Origin of the sequence: Bradyrhizobium sp. C-145 (assembly GCF_023375135.1) — a bacterium.
Classification (GTDB): Bacteria; Pseudomonadota; Alphaproteobacteria; order Rhizobiales; family Xanthobacteraceae; genus Bradyrhizobium; species Bradyrhizobium zhanjiangense.
Window position 1 is genome coordinate 6,780,735 of sequence record NZ_CP088150.1, and the last position, 16,806, is coordinate 6,797,540.

Consider the following 16,806-nt stretch of genomic DNA (forward strand, 5'->3'; position numbering starts at 1 on the left):
CCGGTACTAGTTCGCTCCACGAAACGAAGAGCCGCCGACTTTCATGATAATTGGCAATCACGATATACCAATGAGCGCTTTGGCTCCCGCCAATGCATTAGCGGAACTGCCAGGGGCACATTAGCCAAGCGCACAGATGCTCGCACCTACAAGAACCGGGAGCGCGCTCTAGCGATTGAGACACATGATTGGCACCGTACCCCGCTACGTCCAATTTTGAATAGCCAAGTCGGAGACGCCGATGCGCTAGTGTCCTGAACAGAAGTTCGCAACATCGAGGCTTGTAGGTCATTGTATCTGCAGAAGCGTTCGATGGAAGCAATGATGTCATCGGCGGACTTGGTCCATCGGAAAGGTTAGGGTTGTGTCGGTCGATGAACGAGGTGATGTCAGCCCCTGAGGGCGGCGACGCTGTCATCGATGCCGCGCCTGATCTTCTCCTCCGTAGCAGCGCGAAGAAGCGCTCGACCTGGTTGAGCCAAGACGAACTGGTCGGGGTCAGGTGCACGGGCCAACGCGGCCTTTTAGCCAGCCATCTCGGATCAAGGGGGCGCGAGATGGACGTCGAGGTCGCGCGACACGGTTGCCTCGATCTCGTCGAGGAACTTGCGGAAATCGGCGGCACGGCGCGTAGCACTTGCCGAAGATCAGTCCGGTCGCAATGCCGAGGGCAGCAAATAGTGACCTGGTACCGTGCCTTGTGTAGTCATGGCTCCTCGGGCCGGATGGCCGGGACGCATTGGCAGCATCGGCTGATTTGCCGTCTAGCAGGCTGTTGAAGAAGTCGGTAGCGAAGCGCTTCGTATCTTGATTCCCTAAGACCAGGATTTAACTGGGGGAGCGCGCGATGCGGGGGAGTGACGAACGGTCCGGCTCGCTTTTCAGTTATGTGGACCTAGAGGCTCGAGTTCGCGTCGACCATCCGCTACGGGTGATCCGAGACTTGGCGAATGCGGCGCTGGGCGAGCTTTCTGGGGAGTTCGGCAAGCTCTATACGGACTTCGGTCGCCCCTCGATCGCACCGGAGAAGTTGCTTCGGGCGATGCTCCTCCAGGCGTTTTATGACGTTCGCTCGGAACGGCATCTGATGGAACGGATAGAGTTCGATCTTCTGTTCCGCTGGTTCGTTGGGCTTGGGGTGGACGATGCGGTTTGGGACCATTCGACCTTCTCGAAGAACCGCGACCGGCTGCTCGAAGGCGAGATTGCGGCCAAGTTCCTGAACGCGCTTTTGGCGCCGCCAAAGGTCAAGCGTCTGCTGTCGAGCGAGCACTTCTCGGTGGATGGTACGCTGATTGAAGCCTGGGCTTCGATCAAGAGCTTCCGAAAGAAGGATGGCAGCGACAAAGACGAGGATGGTCTGAACCGCCCCGGGTTTGCCGGAGGCCATTTGGTTTTAGTTATGCCGCCATGGCCGGCTGTTCCAGCATGGCGTAGTAGCGTTGCTCGGCTTCGGCCGGCGGAATGTTGCCGATGGGCTCCAGCAGCCGCCGGTTGTTGAACCGATCCACCCATTCCAGGGTCGCGAACTCGACGGCCTCGAAGCTACGCCATGACCCGCGCCGATGGATCACTTGGGCTTTGTAGAGACCGTTGATGGTTTCGGCGAGAGCGTTGTCATAGGAATCTCCGACACTGCCGACGGACGGCTCGACACCAGCTTCAGCCAGGCGCTCGGTGTACTTGATGGATACGTATTGGGCGGATTCAAACGGTCGTCGCAACACCAATCGTTTTCACTCATGACAGTAATTCGTCAAGCGCTTCTGCCGGCGTTTTCCAGCCCAGTGTCTATCTCGGTCGGGCGTTGAGGGCCGCTGCTACAGCGGATATTTCGTCGGCGCTGTGGATGCTCAGGTCTGTGCCTTTCGGAAAGTACTGCCGCAGCAACCCGTTGGTGTTCTCGTTAGTGCCGCGCTGCCAAGGGCTTTGCGGGTCGCAGAAGTAGACTTGGATGCCCGCATCGATCTTGAGGCGGTCGTGCTGAGCCATTTCGGCTCCTTGATCCCAAGTCAGCGTCCGACGTAGTTCTTCGGGCAAAGTGATGATGGTGCGCGTGATCGCGTCGCGCACGGCTTCCGCCCCGTGTCCCGCAAGCGCAGGTCCGTTCTTCTTGCGCGGAGCTTCGCCATGCCCGGCTAATCGGGGAAGGTGCAATAGCATTGTGAAGCGTGTCGTGCGTTCGACCAACGTGCCGATCGCCGAGCTGCCAAGACCGAGGATGAGGTCTCCCTCCCAATGTCCCGGTACGGCTCAATCGGCCGCTTCAGCGGGGCGCTCACGGATCATGATCTCCGGCGAGATAAAGCCCTTGCCCCGCCTGCGTACGCGCCCCCTGGGCACGCGCAACACACGTCCGGTTCGCAAGCAGGCCGTCAGTTCGCTTCGTAGTACACCGCGGCCCTGAACGAAGAGAGCCTGATAGATGGCTTCGTGGCTGATGCGCATCGTCTTGTCGTCCGGAAAGTCGATCGGCAAGCGTCGGGCAATCTGCTCGGGACTCCATGCCTTGGCCCATCGTCGATCCGTTCGCCGGCCCTGCCGGCGGCCATTCCACCGAACGGTGGGGCCAGCAATACAAGCTCCGCTCGGGGCTACAACACTGCCGGCAAGTCTCTCCTCCACATAACTGCGCAAGGCTGCGTTGGGCGCAAGCTTAGTCGGCTTGGGCCGGCGAGCAGATCGGTCTGCATGCCATTGGGCAGTTGTGGCCCGATAATCCAAGCCGCCGCCGCGGGTGGCCGCGTTCCGCCGCAATTCACGGGAGACCGTCGAAGCAGCCCGTCTTAAGCGGCGCCCAATCTCCCGTATGGAATGGCCCTGCACTTTTAGAAGGGCGATTTCCTCGCGTTCAGCCAATGAAAGGTAGCGCCCGGAGAGAGGCTTGGCTGAAGATCTGAACATCGCTGGTGGCATGCCGCCTGCCTTTCGGAACAATCTGCTTCCGACAGGTTGCGATAAGCCGGCCTCAAACGCAGCATCTTCGCCGCTCTGCCCCGTGGCAATCGCCTTCCAAAATCTATTCTGCTCATCGCGTCCGGCCACAGACGGCCGGCCTGGCGATGGCAATGGCGCTCGTCCTGACCGCGCCGAACGTCGGATTACAACTTTCATCGCAACCTCCAACTTCGAGGTGTTGCGACGACCGTTTGAATCCGCCTTGGCTGCCCCTATCGCTGTGGTGCACGAGACCGCCGCGATGGACCGGCCTTCGATGGTGCAAGGCCTGCTCCAACGCATCGAGCACGAAGCCGGCGTGCGCCGTGCGCGAGGCCCGCCAGCCACTGCGGGCATAGGCGTCGATGACGAAGGCAACGTAGACGAAGCCGGCCCAGGTCGGGACATAGGTGAAGTCGGAGAGCCAAAGGACGTATCGGCCTGGACGCCTTGAACTGGCGGTTGACGTGATCCAGCGGGCATGGCGCGGCCTTGTCGCTGATCGTGGTCTTGACGGGTTTGCCGCGGATCACCCCTTGCAAACCCATGTCCCGCATCAGTCGCAACACTGTGCAACGGGCAACATCGAAGCCTTCGCGCTTGAGCTGTCGCCAGACCTTGCGCACGCCATAGACGGAGAAGTTCTGATCGAAGACGCGCCGGATCTCGATCTTCAGCGCCGCGTCTTGCCGGGCGCGCGCCGACAGCTTGGCGGGATCACGCCGTTTGGCCACATGGGCATGGTAGGTCGAGGGGGCGATCGGCAAGACCTTGCAGATCGGCTCGACCGAATGCGCCCCACGATGCTCGTCAATGAAGCCGATCATGGCTTGGACCGGCGGTCGAGCTCCGCCATCGCAAAATACGCGCTCGCCTTGCGCAAGATCTCGTTGGCTTGCCGAAGCTCACGGTTCTCCCGTTCCAGGGCCTTCAGCTTCTCGGCCATCTCGGTTGGAAAGCCGGCCCGCTGCCCGCTGTCGATCTCGGCCTTCTTGACCCAGTCATGCAGCGTCTGCGGGGTGCAGCCGATCTTGGCCGCGATCGAGGTCACTGCCGCCCACCGCGACGGGTGCTCGCCGGCGTGATCCAGAACCATCCGAACCGCTCGATCGCGGACCTCAGGTGAAACTTGTTCGTCGTCTTGCTTGTCATGGCTCCATCCTCTCAGGAGTTGGAGCCTCCGGCAAACCCGGGGCGGTTCAGTCCGGGACGTAACGCCGAGCGCAGCTTCCACAAGGAGAAGCGATCCAACGAGACCCATGCGAGCACGACTGATCCTGAGGCGCGGCTCTACAAGAAGGGTGACGGCCAGCCAGCCAAGCTGAGCTATATGGGCCATGCCCTGATGGAGAACCGCAATGGTTTAGCGGTTTTGGGTGGGGTGAGCCAAGCGACGGGTACCGCCGAACGGGAGATTGCGCTTGCCATGATCGACAGGCGGAGGTGCGCGAAGCGGATCACTCTGGGGGCGGATAAGGCCTATGATGTCACGCAGTTCGTGCACGACCTGAGAGATAGATCGGTTACCCCGCATATCGCGATTGATGGACATCTGAGTAAGACCGGCAAGCGGCGCAAGACAGCGATCGACGCGCGTACCACGCGTCACAGCGGCTACGACGTCAGCCAACGCTGCCGCAAACGCATCGAAGAAGTCTTCGGCTGGATCAAGAGTTCCGCTGGTTTGGCCAAGGTCAAGCTGCGAGGCCGCGACCGCGTGGATGCCGTCTTCGTCCTGGCGCTTGCAGCCTACAATCTGATCCGGCCTCCCAAGCTTCTGGCGGCACCGGCATGACCATTCGAGGCAGATGGCAGGTCGTCGAGACGCCGGGCTACGATATGGCCTTGGCGGGCGCCTACATCCTGTTCGATGAGGCCGGCGGCGAATTCGCCTTCGATTGCCTCACTGACTCCATTCATGGAGCCTGCCACGGCGATACCGTCGAGTTCGGCTGGCAGGGAAACAACGAAATGGAGCCAGCCGAGGGGGACGGCTGGGCCGAACTGCAGGATGACGGCTCACTCGAAGGGGAGATCTGCCTCCTCAACGGCGACAACATCCCATTCATCGCGCGCCGTTCAAAGACTTCTTCAACAGCCTGCTAGACTAGCGGCTGAATTTGGGACTTCTCATCCACAGACAGAAGATGGCGTCGAGCCAGGTTTCGCAAGAACAGCGAAGCACCGGTTTTGTGGAGCCGGAACCGCTTGTACTTTCGCATGATCCGCGCCCTCAGCTTCTGATTGACGTAGTCGACCAGAGAGAACAGCGCCGAACGACTGAACCATCCGTAATAACCTATCCACCCCCGGAGGAGCGGATTGATCTGTTGGGCGATCTCAGCCAGCGTCCCCGGCGTTTGCCGAGGAATGTGCAAGCTTCGGATCGTCGCTCGCATGGCCTTCAAAGCTGTCGGGCTGACCGCCGGGGTGTATCCACAGAAGAACTCCTTCCGCTGTGACGTTGCCACCTGCCGCGACCTGAACTGATATCCGAGGAAGTCAAACTTGATCCTCGGATACCTTCGCCGACGCCTGTTGCCCTTGCAGTAAACGATCTGCGCCTTCGTCGGATGCATCTGAGTCCGCACACTTCCAGCCTTGCGTGAAGCTCCGCCTTAATCGCTTCTGCTTCTTGCTCGGTCCGGCAGTGCACCAGTCCATCGTCGGCATACCGACACCAAGGAAGGTCGGGATGTGTCCGCGCCATCGAGAGATCAAATGCATTGAAGAGGTTGGCGAGGATCGGGCTCACTACTCCCCTTACGCAAAAGGTAACTTGCGTCGCCTGGCGGTTGGCGACCTTTGGAGCGCGAGGTCGGCCCACTGCCGTCAGTTGATCCGGTTGGAGCTGGAATCGAGTGTCGGATGACAATCGTATCGTCGTCCACCAAGATCTCCTTGACCAGGAGTCGCACAATGCGCTGACGCTCCGTGACATCCAGCGTTTTGGCCGTTTCGCGTAATCGTGCAAGGAAGCTTGTCACGGTTTCTGCTAGTCGCAGATATCCAGCGCGGTCGGCAAGTTGGCTCTCAAGCGCATTTAGATCGGCGCTGATTGCCTGCTCAGTTTGCGAAGCTCGGGCATGCGACGGCGGAGGTCGTCTAACGACATCAGTTCTTCCTGGTACGCGGTCATCAAACGTTCCGTGCTCTTTCGTACGCGTGCCAGCTCCCGCTGCAAGAGCTCTTCACGGCGTTTGACGGGGCTGGCAGTACGTGCCGCAGCCAATCGCCGCTCCAGTTCTTCTTGAATAAGGTGTGGACTCTCCAGCAGTTTGAGGATCTCACGCCATACCACCTCGTCAAGAAGATCTTGTCGTATCGGCTTGCTATCACACACCGGCCCGCCAAGGCGGCGCCATGCGTCGGAGCCGAGGCAACGATAGTAGTGGATCATACGCGCACTCGTCCGCGTCGAAGTGCGATAGAGACCGTAGCTGCATTTGCGGCACGACACCAAGCCTTGCACGACGCTGGGGGTGATCGTGCGACGAGGCGCGCGGTCTTTGTTCGCCTGAAGCCGCTCCGAAGCCAATGCAAAGGTCTCCTCGGTAACAATCGGTGGCACCGGAATTTCGATCCAGTCTTCCCTTCCGCTCGTGGTGGGCGCTGTCACGTGATGCGAATCCGCCTCGCAGACGGATTGGCCGCGTGATGCGTTGTCGCTTCGCCGTCTTGGTTTCGTTGAAGCACGCCGTTCCCTTGTACGCGAGATTCCGCAGCATCGCCCAAACCACCGAACGCTCCCAACGAGAGATGCGCTTGCGCGTAGGAATGCCTTGTTCGTTCAACAGACGCGTGATGGCGCCGATGCTCAAACCCGCGACGGTGTAGTATTCATAGACCTTGCGCACTACGGTCGCCTCAGCGTCTATGATGGCGTAAGACGCCGGTGCGTGCTCAGCCTTACGGATATATCGGTAGCCATACGGGGCGCCGCAAAGAACGTTGACAACTCCCTGCAGTGCACGGTGCCTTTTGCCCCGGCGCGACCGCTCCAAAATTTGCGCCCATTCATACTCTGCAATCATGCCTTGGAATTGCAACAACAGCTGATCTTCCGCTGTTGCTGTCTGGGGCGCTTTGATGAACATTGTCTCGACGTTATGTCGTGCAAATTCTTCAATTAGAAGCACCTGATATGCATATTTTCGACTCAGTCGATCTGGTGAATGAACGAGGACTGCATCGATCTGCCCCTCAGCCGCCAAATCGCGAACCCTTTCCCAGGTCGGGGCGAACTAGCGTAGCTCCGCTGTACCCCTCGTCTTCGATCACCCATTCATCGGGCACGCTGAAGCCCTGCTGCAGGGCGAAGGAGCAGGCGATCGGAAGCAAATTCCAAACAAACGGCGGGACGCTCTGCAGAGCGCTTAGCCATGTCTTCCGCGCCGACGTGTTGCGGTCAAACGCGTCTCGATCGCCTCGGTGACAATCACGCTCAGCGGCAAACCGCTGCGCCTGGAATATGCACGTAATTGCGCGAGCACGTCGCGAGGAATTTTGAACGTCGCCAGGCACCGAAGGTTCGCCAACCGGTGTCGCGCGTCCGAGCGCGCGGGCGCCGTGCAGATACCGATACGCTTGCCGCAGCGAGATGCCGCGTTCTTGCGCCAATATGGTCGCCGCTTCTGCCACGCTGCTTCCCGGCGACAACAGGCCATGCGCCGCGTTCAAGTTCAGGGCTTTCTGCGTCTTCGTTGAACGTGCCATCTGACATAAACGTATTTATCTTCGACATAACCATGGTTAACAACTCGTTACTACCGCCGCATGCATATTACCTTTTAAGACGCAGGTCGAGCACAGTTGGCCCTCTGCGCCACCCACAAATCACCCGATCGAAGGTGAAGTTACCTTTTGCGTAAGGGGAGTAAGGACAGCCCCCTGCGGCGTTCCTCTCGTGCGCTTGACCAAGCTTCCGTCCGGCATGCTCACGGGCGCTTCCAACCACCTTTGCAGGTAGAGCAAAACCCATTTGCAGTCGGTGTGGCGGCGCACGGCCTTCATCAGGAGGCTCCAATCGATTTCGTCGAAGAAGCTCTTGATGTCGAGGTCGAGCACCCAATCGTGGCTCCAGCATCGACGCCGAGCCACAGCCAGTGCATCATGCGCTGATTTTCCTGGCCGATACCCATAGGAATCCATGTGGAACACGGGCTCCAGGATCGATTCAAGATAACGCTTGACCACCATCTGGGCGATCTTCCGAGACCGTTGGTATTCCCAACGGTCGCGTGCTGCCAGCTTCGCCCTTCGGTATGTCAACGCGCCGCACCGGAGGCGGAAAGTAGCTGCCTGAGCTCATCCGATTCCAGATTCGATAGAGATTCTTACTCAGGTCCCGGTCGAAGTCTTCGATCGACTGCCCATCAACACCAGCCGCCCCTTGGTTCGCCTTCACTTGCTTATACGCCTCCCACACATCGCGTTTGGCAATACAAAACGGCTTGGCCTTACTCATGCCGATCATCCCCTTTCGGGTTGTCGGCCGCGTAAAGCCGGATGACAACGCCCCTTCGGTCCAGTGCCATTACAGCACCTTCGTCCCTAATACGGGCGTTTCCGCCCCTGTGCTCCGCATCGGTACTCTGCTCCTTGCGGCGACGGGCCGCTTGGAGTCCTCCCTTCACATCGGAGCGACAGGTTCCTGTGTTCCTTGTCAAAGCCTGATCCGAGGTCACGCCGCCTTCATGCCGGACGCCGGTTGGGCAGTCAGCAGGCTGCCCCCCAACCCTTGCTCGCGGGATAGACATCCTGATCCCGGTTTCGACGTCGATAGAACATGTTACGACACGTCATCAGCGGTTTACTTACGTTCGTCTCCTCGGACCTCACGTGACGGAGTTTCCTCCGCCTTTTCTTCCAACGCTCACCACCAGGGCTCTTTACCCTCGCAGCTCGGACTGGTTTGAAGTCTTCCCCTGCAGGCCGACTTCGGAGGGCCCTCCTCCATCTCTGACAAAGCTTCGTCAGACTTCATGCCGAAGCCTGACTTCCACAGCACACGATGTCCTCATGCTTGAGAGACCGCCACAGCCGCTCGATGAAGACGTTGTCCATCCAACGACCGCGGCCATCCATGGAGATCTTGATCTTTGCGGCCGCCAGCGCGCCGGTGAAGGCCACGCTGGTGAACTGGCTGCCCTGGTCGGTGTTGAAAATCGCCGGCGTGCCGTACTTCGCCAGCGCCTCTTCCAGAGCCGCCACGCAGAACGAGACGTCCATCGTATTCGACAACCGCCACGCCAGAACCGCACGGCTCGCCCAGTCGATGGTGGCGACGAGATAGAGAAAGCCGCGGCCGATGGGCAGATACGTGATGTCGGCCGCCCACACTTGGTTCGGCCGGTCGATCGTCATGTTGCGCAGCAGATAGGGATAGATCTTGTGGCCCGGCGCCGGCTTTGTCGTGTTCGGCTTCGGTCCCAGCGCCGCGATGCCCATCTTGCGCATCAACCGCTGCACGCGTTTGCGATTGACCTGAAGGCCCTCAGCCTTCAGCATCACGGTCATTCGCCGCGAGCCCAGGAATGGCCAGGCGGTGAACAGCTCGTCGATCCGCCGCATCAGGGCAAGGTCGTTGTCGTTGGCCGGCCGTGGCGGCCGGTAGACCCCAGAACGGGCGATGCCAAGCAACATGCATTGCCGGCGGATCGACAGCGCCTGGTCGGCGCGATCGAGCATTCCTCGACGGTCCGGCGTGCTCATCTTCCGGACCTCCGCGCTAAAAAATCGCGCTCGACTGTCAGTTGTCCGATCTTGGCGTGCAGCTTCTCGATCTCGCGTTCGCGCGCTTCCTCGCTCTCGCGCTCGACACCCGCGTCAAAAGCCCGGGCCGCTTGGTCCAGCAGCTGCTTCTTCCAGGCATAGATCTGGTTCGGCTGAACCTCATAGCGCAGGGCCAGATCGGCCACCGTCGCCTGCTCCCGCACCGCTTCCAGCGCAATCTTCGCCTTCAACGCCGCGTCGATCTTCCGTCGTGTCTTCTTTGTCATCATGCCCTCCGTCTATCAAACGGAGCGGCCCTTTTCCAACTTAGCCTCTGGTCCCAAAACCGGGGTCCATTTCAGGAGATTAAGCTTGCTCTGAGAGCATGCTTTGTTCGACACCGTCTCATCGGAAATGCCCCAGCGTTGGAATCCAACGCTTCTGAAAGGTCCGAAGGCGTGAGCGAGACGGTCGACTCGGCCCCTTGTGGCCGCCCGTTCAAAGTCACGCTTCACGAACACCGTTTTGCGCCCGTGCGAGGGGTTTCCCTCAACCTACCGCTAATCACTAGTCTCTTTAGACCGATGAGAATGTAAATGCCCGTCTCGACTATTCCCGTTTCGATGTAATTGAGTCGCGCGACTACGGTTGAGATAGCGACGCCATGCGGATGCGTGACTCTGCAGATACTGCAAACCTTGAACACTGTGCTTGTTCATACTTCCAAACCGACAATCATGCGCGGTAAAGCGTGTGTGGTGTACGGCCGAGTATTTCCGCACCGCCCTTCGTCACCACGACGTGTTGGCTGCACCCAAACAAGTAGCCGCTTTCGCTGAACAGAATGATCGGCAGATGCAAGGTCATGCCGGTCTCAAGTATGTCCTCCGCACCCGGCTCCAAGCTCAAGTTACCTCGTTCCAACCAATGAATGCCGGTTTGATATCCGGTTCGATGGCGAAATACGCGTGGGCGCCTAGATCGCTGGATCACCTTGCGTGCGGCGGCGTCCACTGCATCCGCGGCCACACCCGGTTTGATCGCGACAATTGCGGCTTCGAGAGCCTCCAAGGCCAGAGCGTGCAGAGATTCGGTCGCAGGATGCCGACCGAGGACCGCACCCCGGACTAGCCCTGCGGTGTATCCGTGTTTCGAGCCGCCGATTTCGATCATGGCGGGCTCATTGTCTTTGATTGGGTGATGCGCGGGGGCCCCATGCGGTATCCTTGTCCGCTCGCCGAATACCAAAGTGTAGTTCGGCCGAAGTTCGCCGCCTGCACTCTTGATCTTCGCCTCGATATTCGCGGCCACCTCCAATTCGGTCGCGCCGCCGCGCAGTGAGCTCTGAAACGTGCGCACGGCCAGGTCGGTCATCGCTATCGCGCCGCGCATGGCCTCAAGCTCCAGTTCGCTTTTCACGGCTGCGACTGAGGCGACCAGACGAGTTGCATCGACGACCTGCAACTCGGGAAGTTGCGCCTGAAGCGCACTCACATCGACCGGCGCTAGGTTCCAGCAGCCAAGCTCGAGGCCGATCCTTGGCCACTGCAGTTTATATCGCCGAAGGACTTCGGCGCACACCATGGCAAAGTCGCGCTCTTGCGTATAAGGAATGATCTCGTCAATACAACTGCTCGCTCTAACCGCTTGTACCTCATACTCTCGGACAACGTATGTTGCCGCCCGCCCCGGTAGAAGGATGAATGGGAAGGGCGCGAAGTATCCGCCACGCCCATCGTATCCGGTGAGGTATCGGAGATGACCGTGCGCTGTGACCAACAGTGCGCCAAGCTCAGCGCGCACCATTGCCGCAAGCACCCTCTGCTGCCGACGTTCGTACTCCGACTTCGGAAATGGAACACCAGTTAAAGGAATCGCCGAGATTTTCGTGCTCATGCACCACCTCCATTGGTGTCGGCAACGTCGGCTCGTCCGAGCGTTCGTGGTCCTGCGAGTGTCAACACCGGCACACGGGATTTCACGGCTGGGCGCGCCAATCGTTTTCCTTTTGCCCGTTACGGACATGAGAACTATTCCGGAATGTCTACATCCTCGTCAATCTGCCAGAGCAGGTAGGCCTAATTGCGCCTGATGTTGTTATGAATCGTCAAATCGATGACGAAACTCATCACGATGCAAGGAGCAATAAGGATCGGAACATGAAAGAGATTATACTCGTCAGTGCAGGCAAGATCGGTGGCGCGATTGCAACGATGCTAGCCGAAACCGGCGATTACAAAGTGACGGTCGTCGACCGCAGTGGCGAGCAGCTCGCCGAGATCGACCACCATCCGACGATTTCTAGTGTGATGCTAGACATCACGGACCAGGCGAGTCTGCTGGCCACGATCGACCGAAATTCGCTGTGCTTTCGGCCTTTCCCTTCGATTTGACCGCATACCTCGCAGAGGCTGCTCTCAAGGCAGATGCGCACTGTCTCCTATTTAGCTGAGGATGTCACCACCACAAAGAAAGTCCAGGCTCTTGCTCGAAACGCCGAACGCGCATCCGTTCTTCGCGCGCGGAGCTTCGCCATGCCCCGCCAACCGTGGAAGGTGCAAGAGCATCGTGAAGCGCGTCGTGCGCTCGACCAGCGTGCCGATTGCCGAGCTGCCAAGACCGAGGATAATGTCTCCCTCCCAATGTCCCGGCACTGCTCGATCGGCCGCTTCAGCGGGGCGCTCACTGATCATGATCTCCGGCGAGACAAAGCCCTTACCTCGCCTGCGTACGCGTGCTCTGGGCATCCGTAACACACGCCCTGTTCGCAAGCAGGCCTTCAGTTCGCGGCGTAGCGCCCCACGGCCCTGAACGAAGAGGGCTTGATAGATAGCTTCGTGGCTGATGCGTATCGCCTTGTCGTCCGGGAAGTCGATCGGCAAGCGTCGGGCGATTTCTGCCGCGTGGTCCGCCGGGCCCCTCGCTGCTCCACCCACCGCCGCAGCACGGAATCGCGGAGGCCAAGCTCCTTGGCAATAGATCCGATCGAGCGCCCACTCGACGCTACGAGATCAACTGCTTGCCGCTTGTAGTCGTCCGTAAACGACCACGTTGACGTCCTTCCATCCGACACCTCCTGGCTCTTAGCCTACTACAGGTGGCCATCAATTCGGAGGAGGTTCAACTTACGCAAACAAGATCTACGCTGGAGTTATTGCGGGGCGAAGACTGAGTGCGATTCAGACCACGACCGCCGCGAGCATTTCTACCGTCTTCGAACCTTCTGGCGCAAGAGATTGTCGGCAAAGGTTTTTGTCCGACAGGAAGAGATCACACTGTCGGACTTCCTCAGCAATCGGTTCGGTCAGATCTACAATCCCGGCGCGGTATCGGTGAGGCAGCCGGATGAGGCATTCACGTGCCGTCAGCTCCATTAGGCCGACAACTGTCCAGAAAAGGTGGGGCTTGTGACACAACGGGCGCGAGCACCTCGATGCACACCATCTGCCCTCGACCGCGAAAGGAACATTACTGCAGGGAAAACCCGGTCTAAAGCCCCGGTCAGCTCCTCGATCCCGTCGATAGTCCCGCCTTTCCTTCGGGATTTACCGGAGTAGTTGTTGGCGATTCCCGGTGTATGTAGTCGGTCTGGAGGCTGCCCTGAACGCCGTCCGGCCCGGTGCAACCTGTAGCGACGTTGCATGCGCGTTCTATCGAACGATTGAAAAACATGGCTTCAAAAACGAATCCCGCTGTGCTCGCGGTAGGCTCACTCCAGTCGATGCCAAATGGGATACCCACCTGAGGGAGGGGACATGACAGAGTTGAAGCCGCGTTCCATCTGATGCTGGGCAACTGAATCGAGGAGGATTTCGGCTACGTCATCAGCGAAACATTGCGTGTTACCGAGACCGGCGCAGAGGCATTGACCCGTCACCACGCAAGCTTTTTGAACTTTGCTAAGGCATGTGGGGAACTGAAATGGACCCCGGTTTTGGGACCAGAGGCTAAGTTGGAAAAGGGCCGCTCCGTTTGATAGACGGAGGGCATGATGACAAAGAAGACACGACGGAAGATCGACGCGGCGTTGAAGGCGAAGATTGCGCTGGAAGCGGTGCGGGAGCAGGCGACGGTGGCCGATCTGGCCCTGCGCTATGAGGTTCAGCCGAACCAGATCTATGCCTGGAAGAAGCAGCTGCTGGACCAAGCGGCCCGGGCTTTTGACGCGGGTGTCGAGCGCGAGAGCGAGGAAGCGCGCGAACGCGAGATCGAGAAGCTGCACGCCAAGATCGGACAACTGACAGTCGAGCGCGATTTTTTAGCGCGGAGGTCCGGAAGATGAGCACGCCGGACCGTCGAGGAATGCTCGATCGCGCCGACCAGGCGCTGTCGATCCGCCGGCAAAGCATGTTGCTTGGCATCGCCCGTTCTGGGGTCTACCGGCCGCCACGGCCGGCCAACGACCTTGCCCTGATGCGGCGGATCGACGAGCTGTTCACCGCCTGGCCATTCCTGGGCTCGCGGCGAATGACCGTGATGCTGAAGGCTGAGGGCCTTCAGGTCAATCGCAAACGCGTGCAGCGGTTGATGCGCAAGATGGGCATCGCGGCGCTGGGACCGAAGCCGAACACGACAAAGCCGGCGCCGGGCCACAAGATCTATCCCTATCTGCTGCGCAACATGACGATCGACCGGCCGAACCAAGTGTGGGCGGCCGACATCACGTATCTGCCCATCGGCCGCGGCTTTCTCTATCTCGTCGCCATCATCGACTGGGCGAGCCGTGCGGTTCTGGCGTGGCGGTTGTCGAATACGATGGACGTCTCGTTCTGCGTGGCGGCTCTGGAAGAGGCGCTGGCGAAGTACGGCACGCCGGCGATTTTCAACACCGACCAGGGCAGCCAGTTCACCAGCGTGGCCTTCACCGGCGCGCTGGCGGCCGCAAAGATCAAGATCTCCATGGATGGCCGCGGTCGTTGGATGGACAACGTCTTCATCGAGCGGCTGTGGCGGTCTCTCAAGCATGAGGACATCTATCTCAAGGGCTATGCCGACGGCCGCGAGGCCAAGGCAGGGATCGCGAGCTGGATCACCTTCTACAACGACCGTCGCCTTCATCAGTCCCTCGGCTATCGCACGCCGATGGCGGTCTGGCGCGAACGGATGCAGACCGCGAAGGCTGCGGACATGGTGGACAACGCTCACGCGTTGACCACATGCCCACAGCAACAGCAGCAGACAGAATCTCTGGCTGCGTGATAGAAAGGAATCAGGAGCGATCAGTTTCCAACTAACAAGCCGGTTCAACCGGTCCCGCTCCGCGGGTCCATTTCACAAGATGATCGCCACATCACGGAGCTGGCGGCGGCTCAAAGGCACAAATCAATTGCCGAAGGTCATCGCAGGTTTCAGATTCAACTACATCGAGGTGATCCACGTGCCGGCAAAACCACAGCGCCTAATCACCTCATCCGTATAGCGCGCTCGGTTGCCGCCAGCTCAGAACCGCTCGTTAAAAACTGGCACCTTCAGGTCTCGAAAGAGAACGCCTAGATCGAGCCATGCGTATCTCAAATCGTCCATCCGACCAGAGTTAGTAGTTTTCTGACCTCCTATCTTCGGTTAAGTGATTGCTGCAGTTCTCGAAGTTACATGTCGTTCACATGGACACACGCCGCAGCGCATCTCAACGGCAGTCATTGGTGCCTATGAGACGCGCGCTCGCTTGACCAGCGACTTACTTGCGAAGGATACAGCATGAGTGAAGTGATCGGCGAGTCCACTAGTATGCAAGCGTTCGAATCTCTAGAATCCGGCGTTCGCCTATACTCACGTTTGTTTCCGTCACTTTTTAGCCGAGCGCGTGGCTCCATTCTGCTAACGCAGAATGGTCGAAAGGTCATTGACTTCCTTTCTGGTGCTGGAGCGCTTAACTATGGCCACAACAATCACCAGCTCAAGGCGGCTATTGCCGAGTATCTAGCATCGGATGCCGTCGTCCACGGGCTCGACATGGCGACTCCTGCAAAGCTCGAATTCATGCAGACCTTCAGCTCTGTTATACTACACGAACGGGGCCTGAAATACCGGTTTCAATTCGTGGGGCCAACGGGTGCTAATGCCGTCGAAGCAGCATTAAAACTCGCACGCAAGGTTACAGGGCGTCAAAATATCATTTCATTCACACGTGGATATCATGGCCTGAGCCTAGGAGCGGTTGCTGCGACCGGGAATCGCTTTCATCGCACAGCGAGCGGGGTTTCTTTGTCTGGCGTAACCTTTATGCCGTACGATGGTTATTTTGGGCCGGCTGTTGATACGGCGGACTACATGCGAAAGGTATTGCTGGATCAGAGCAGCGGTACCGATGCTCCGGCTGCCATTCTCGTTGAAACTGTGCAAGGAGAAGGGGGCGTAAACGTTGCTTGCAGAGAATGGTTGCAATCAATTCAGTCCATAGCAAAGGAGGCTGGTGCTCTTTTCATAGTCGACGACGTCCAGATGGGTTGTGGCCGCACGGGTGAATTCTTTAGCTTTGAGTTCGCGGGGCTCTCGCCGGATATCGTCGTACTGTCGAAATCGCTAAGTGGTTACGGTCTGCCACTATCAATGTTGTTGATCAAAGAGGCAGCCGACGCGTGGCAGCCCGGAGAGCATACTAGTACCTTTCGAGGAAATAACCTTGCGCTTGTATCTGCAACTGCAGCTATAAATATCTATTGGCGCTGTCGGACGTTCTCCCAGGATGTTCATCGCATGGGAAATTTCCTGCGACACCGACTTGAGGCCATTTCATTCAACCTGGGGAATCGTTTCGATGTTCGAGGGCGGGGCATGGCATGGGGCTTTGATTGCCAAACGGCTGAAATTGCGGAGACTACGGCACGCAAGGCGTTTGACAAGGGATTGATTGTTGAACGATGCGGCCCCGCCGACCAAGTTTTGAAATTGTTGCCCGCGCTCACGATCGATTCTGAGACACTAAGTCAGGGACTTGAGATATTCGAGGACTCCCTGGCGGAAACGTTGAATCAAGTTCCGGCAGCGTGACCTTACTTCCAATTTATCTGAACAGTAAGAGACGGAAATGCCCAGCGACTACAGACTTTAGCGATTCCGGCGGGATCAAAAATCATTGGCAGGTCAGCAGGAAGGGCTCAGGGCGCTTCAGCGGATCCACAGAGGATGTGGCGAATTGCTGTGCGCATGCGATGG

General features: G+C 58.8%; 8 protein-coding genes, 9 pseudogenes and 1 other annotated feature. Of the genes and pseudogenes, 6 read left to right on the top strand and 11 right to left on the bottom strand.

Annotated features, from left to right (window positions below; genetic code table 11):
- Positions 1-847: 847 nt before the first annotated feature.
- Positions 848-1,342: pseudogene (locus LRP30_RS31950) on the top strand (transposase); the annotation flags it as partial.
- A 58-nt stretch (positions 1,343-1,400) separates the two neighbouring features.
- Here LRP30_RS31950 and LRP30_RS31955 read toward each other — a convergent pair.
- The 3 pseudogenes from LRP30_RS31955 to LRP30_RS31965 all read right to left on the bottom strand — a co-directional run.
- Positions 1,401-1,703: pseudogene (locus LRP30_RS31955) on the bottom strand (integrase core domain-containing protein); the annotation flags it as partial.
- Between the two features lie 37 nt (positions 1,704-1,740).
- Positions 1,741-3,114, bottom strand: a pseudogene (locus LRP30_RS31960) (IS30 family transposase).
- Between the two features lie 46 nt (positions 3,115-3,160).
- Positions 3,161-4,033 (bottom strand): annotated as a pseudogene (locus LRP30_RS31965) (IS3 family transposase); the annotation flags it as partial.
- Positions 3,693-3,806, bottom strand: a sequence feature (AL1L pseudoknot). It overlaps the preceding pseudogene by 114 nt.
- A gap of 108 nt (positions 4,034-4,141) precedes the next feature.
- Between LRP30_RS31965 and LRP30_RS31970 the strand changes: the two are divergent.
- A pseudogene (locus tag LRP30_RS31970) lies at positions 4,142-4,732 on the top strand (transposase); the annotation flags it as partial.
- Complete coding sequence (locus LRP30_RS31975) at positions 4,729-5,043, top strand: hypothetical protein (protein WP_249757371.1); 315 nt, start codon at positions 4,729-4,731, stop codon at positions 5,041-5,043. The pseudogene LRP30_RS31970 and the gene LRP30_RS31975, both read left to right, overlap by 4 nt.
- Here the strand turns inward: LRP30_RS31975 and LRP30_RS45300 are convergent.
- The 7 genes and pseudogenes from LRP30_RS45300 to LRP30_RS32010 all read right to left on the bottom strand — a co-directional run bounded on the left by LRP30_RS45300 (position 5,040) and on the right by LRP30_RS32010 (position 11,547).
- On the bottom strand, positions 5,040-5,516 hold the full coding sequence (locus LRP30_RS45300; RefSeq protein ID WP_346016186.1) for a group II intron maturase-specific domain-containing protein: 477 nt from the start codon (positions 5,514-5,516) through the stop codon (positions 5,040-5,042). The genes LRP30_RS31975 and LRP30_RS45300 overlap by 4 nt on opposite strands.
- Before the next feature lie 464 nt (positions 5,517-5,980).
- Complete coding sequence (locus tag LRP30_RS31985) at positions 5,981-6,556, bottom strand: zinc ribbon domain-containing protein (RefSeq protein WP_249757372.1); 576 nt, start codon at positions 6,554-6,556, stop codon at positions 5,981-5,983.
- A gap of 100 nt (positions 6,557-6,656) precedes the next feature.
- A pseudogene (locus LRP30_RS31990) lies at positions 6,657-7,151 on the bottom strand (recombinase family protein); the annotation flags it as partial.
- Positions 7,141-7,653, bottom strand: a complete 513-nt coding sequence (locus LRP30_RS31995; RefSeq protein ID WP_249757373.1) for a hypothetical protein — start codon at positions 7,651-7,653, stop codon at positions 7,141-7,143. The gene LRP30_RS31995 and the pseudogene LRP30_RS31990, both read right to left, overlap by 11 nt.
- A gap of 153 nt (positions 7,654-7,806) precedes the next feature.
- Positions 7,807-8,404 (bottom strand): annotated as a pseudogene (locus LRP30_RS32000) (reverse transcriptase domain-containing protein); the annotation flags it as partial.
- 408 nt (positions 8,405-8,812) lie between these two features.
- Positions 8,813-9,938 (bottom strand): annotated as a pseudogene (locus LRP30_RS32005) (IS3 family transposase).
- Between the two features lie 448 nt (positions 9,939-10,386).
- Positions 10,387-11,547 carry a Xaa-Pro peptidase family protein gene (locus tag LRP30_RS32010; RefSeq protein ID WP_249757374.1) on the bottom strand — a complete coding sequence of 387 codons (1,161 nt, stop codon included), beginning with the start codon at positions 11,545-11,547 and terminating at the stop codon, positions 10,387-10,389.
- 263 nt (positions 11,548-11,810) lie between these two features.
- Here LRP30_RS32010 and LRP30_RS32015 point away from each other — a divergent pair, with 263 nt between their 5' ends.
- Complete coding sequence (locus tag LRP30_RS32015; RefSeq protein WP_249757375.1) at positions 11,811-12,044, top strand: saccharopine dehydrogenase NADP-binding domain-containing protein; 234 nt, start codon at positions 11,811-11,813, stop codon at positions 12,042-12,044.
- Positions 12,045-12,152: 108 nt separating this feature from the next.
- On the opposite strand, the pseudogene LRP30_RS32020 reads toward LRP30_RS32015, so the two are convergent.
- Positions 12,153-12,548: pseudogene (locus tag LRP30_RS32020) on the bottom strand (IS30 family transposase); the annotation flags it as partial.
- Positions 12,549-13,642: 1,094 nt separating this feature from the next.
- Here LRP30_RS32020 and LRP30_RS32025 point away from each other — a divergent pair.
- Positions 13,643-14,850, top strand: a protein-coding gene (locus LRP30_RS32025) for an IS3 family transposase (protein WP_249761876.1) whose coding sequence is annotated in 2 segments (ribosomal slippage) — positions 13,643-13,919 and positions 13,919-14,850 — 1,209 coding nt in all. Because the reading frame shifts where the segments join, the coding sequence is not laid out codon by codon here.
- Between the two features lie 528 nt (positions 14,851-15,378).
- Entirely contained in the window at positions 15,379-16,641 is a 1,263-nt protein-coding gene (ectB, locus tag LRP30_RS32030) for a diaminobutyrate--2-oxoglutarate transaminase (RefSeq protein ID WP_249761877.1), read from the top strand.
- The last annotated feature ends 165 nt before the right edge of the window (positions 16,642-16,806 follow it).

Bases quoted from the DNA above. Each gene is read 5' to 3' on its own strand.
- LRP30_RS45300 (WP_346016186.1), bottom strand. From the start codon at position 5,516: ATGCATCCGACGAAGGCGCAGATCGTTTACTGCAAGGGCAACAGGCGT.
- LRP30_RS31975 (WP_249757371.1), top strand. From the start codon at position 4,729: ATGACCATTCGAGGCAGATGGCAGGTCGTCGAGACGCCGGGCTACGAT.
- ectB (WP_249761877.1), top strand. From the start codon at position 15,379: ATGCAAGCGTTCGAATCTCTAGAATCCGGCGTTCGCCTATACTCACGT.
- LRP30_RS32015 (WP_249757375.1), top strand. From the start codon at position 11,811: ATGAAAGAGATTATACTCGTCAGTGCAGGCAAGATCGGTGGCGCGATT.
- LRP30_RS32010 (WP_249757374.1), bottom strand. From the start codon at position 11,547: ATGAGCACGAAAATCTCGGCGATTCCTTTAACTGGTGTTCCATTTCCG.
- LRP30_RS31995 (WP_249757373.1), bottom strand. From the start codon at position 7,653: ATGGCACGTTCAACGAAGACGCAGAAAGCCCTGAACTTGAACGCGGCG.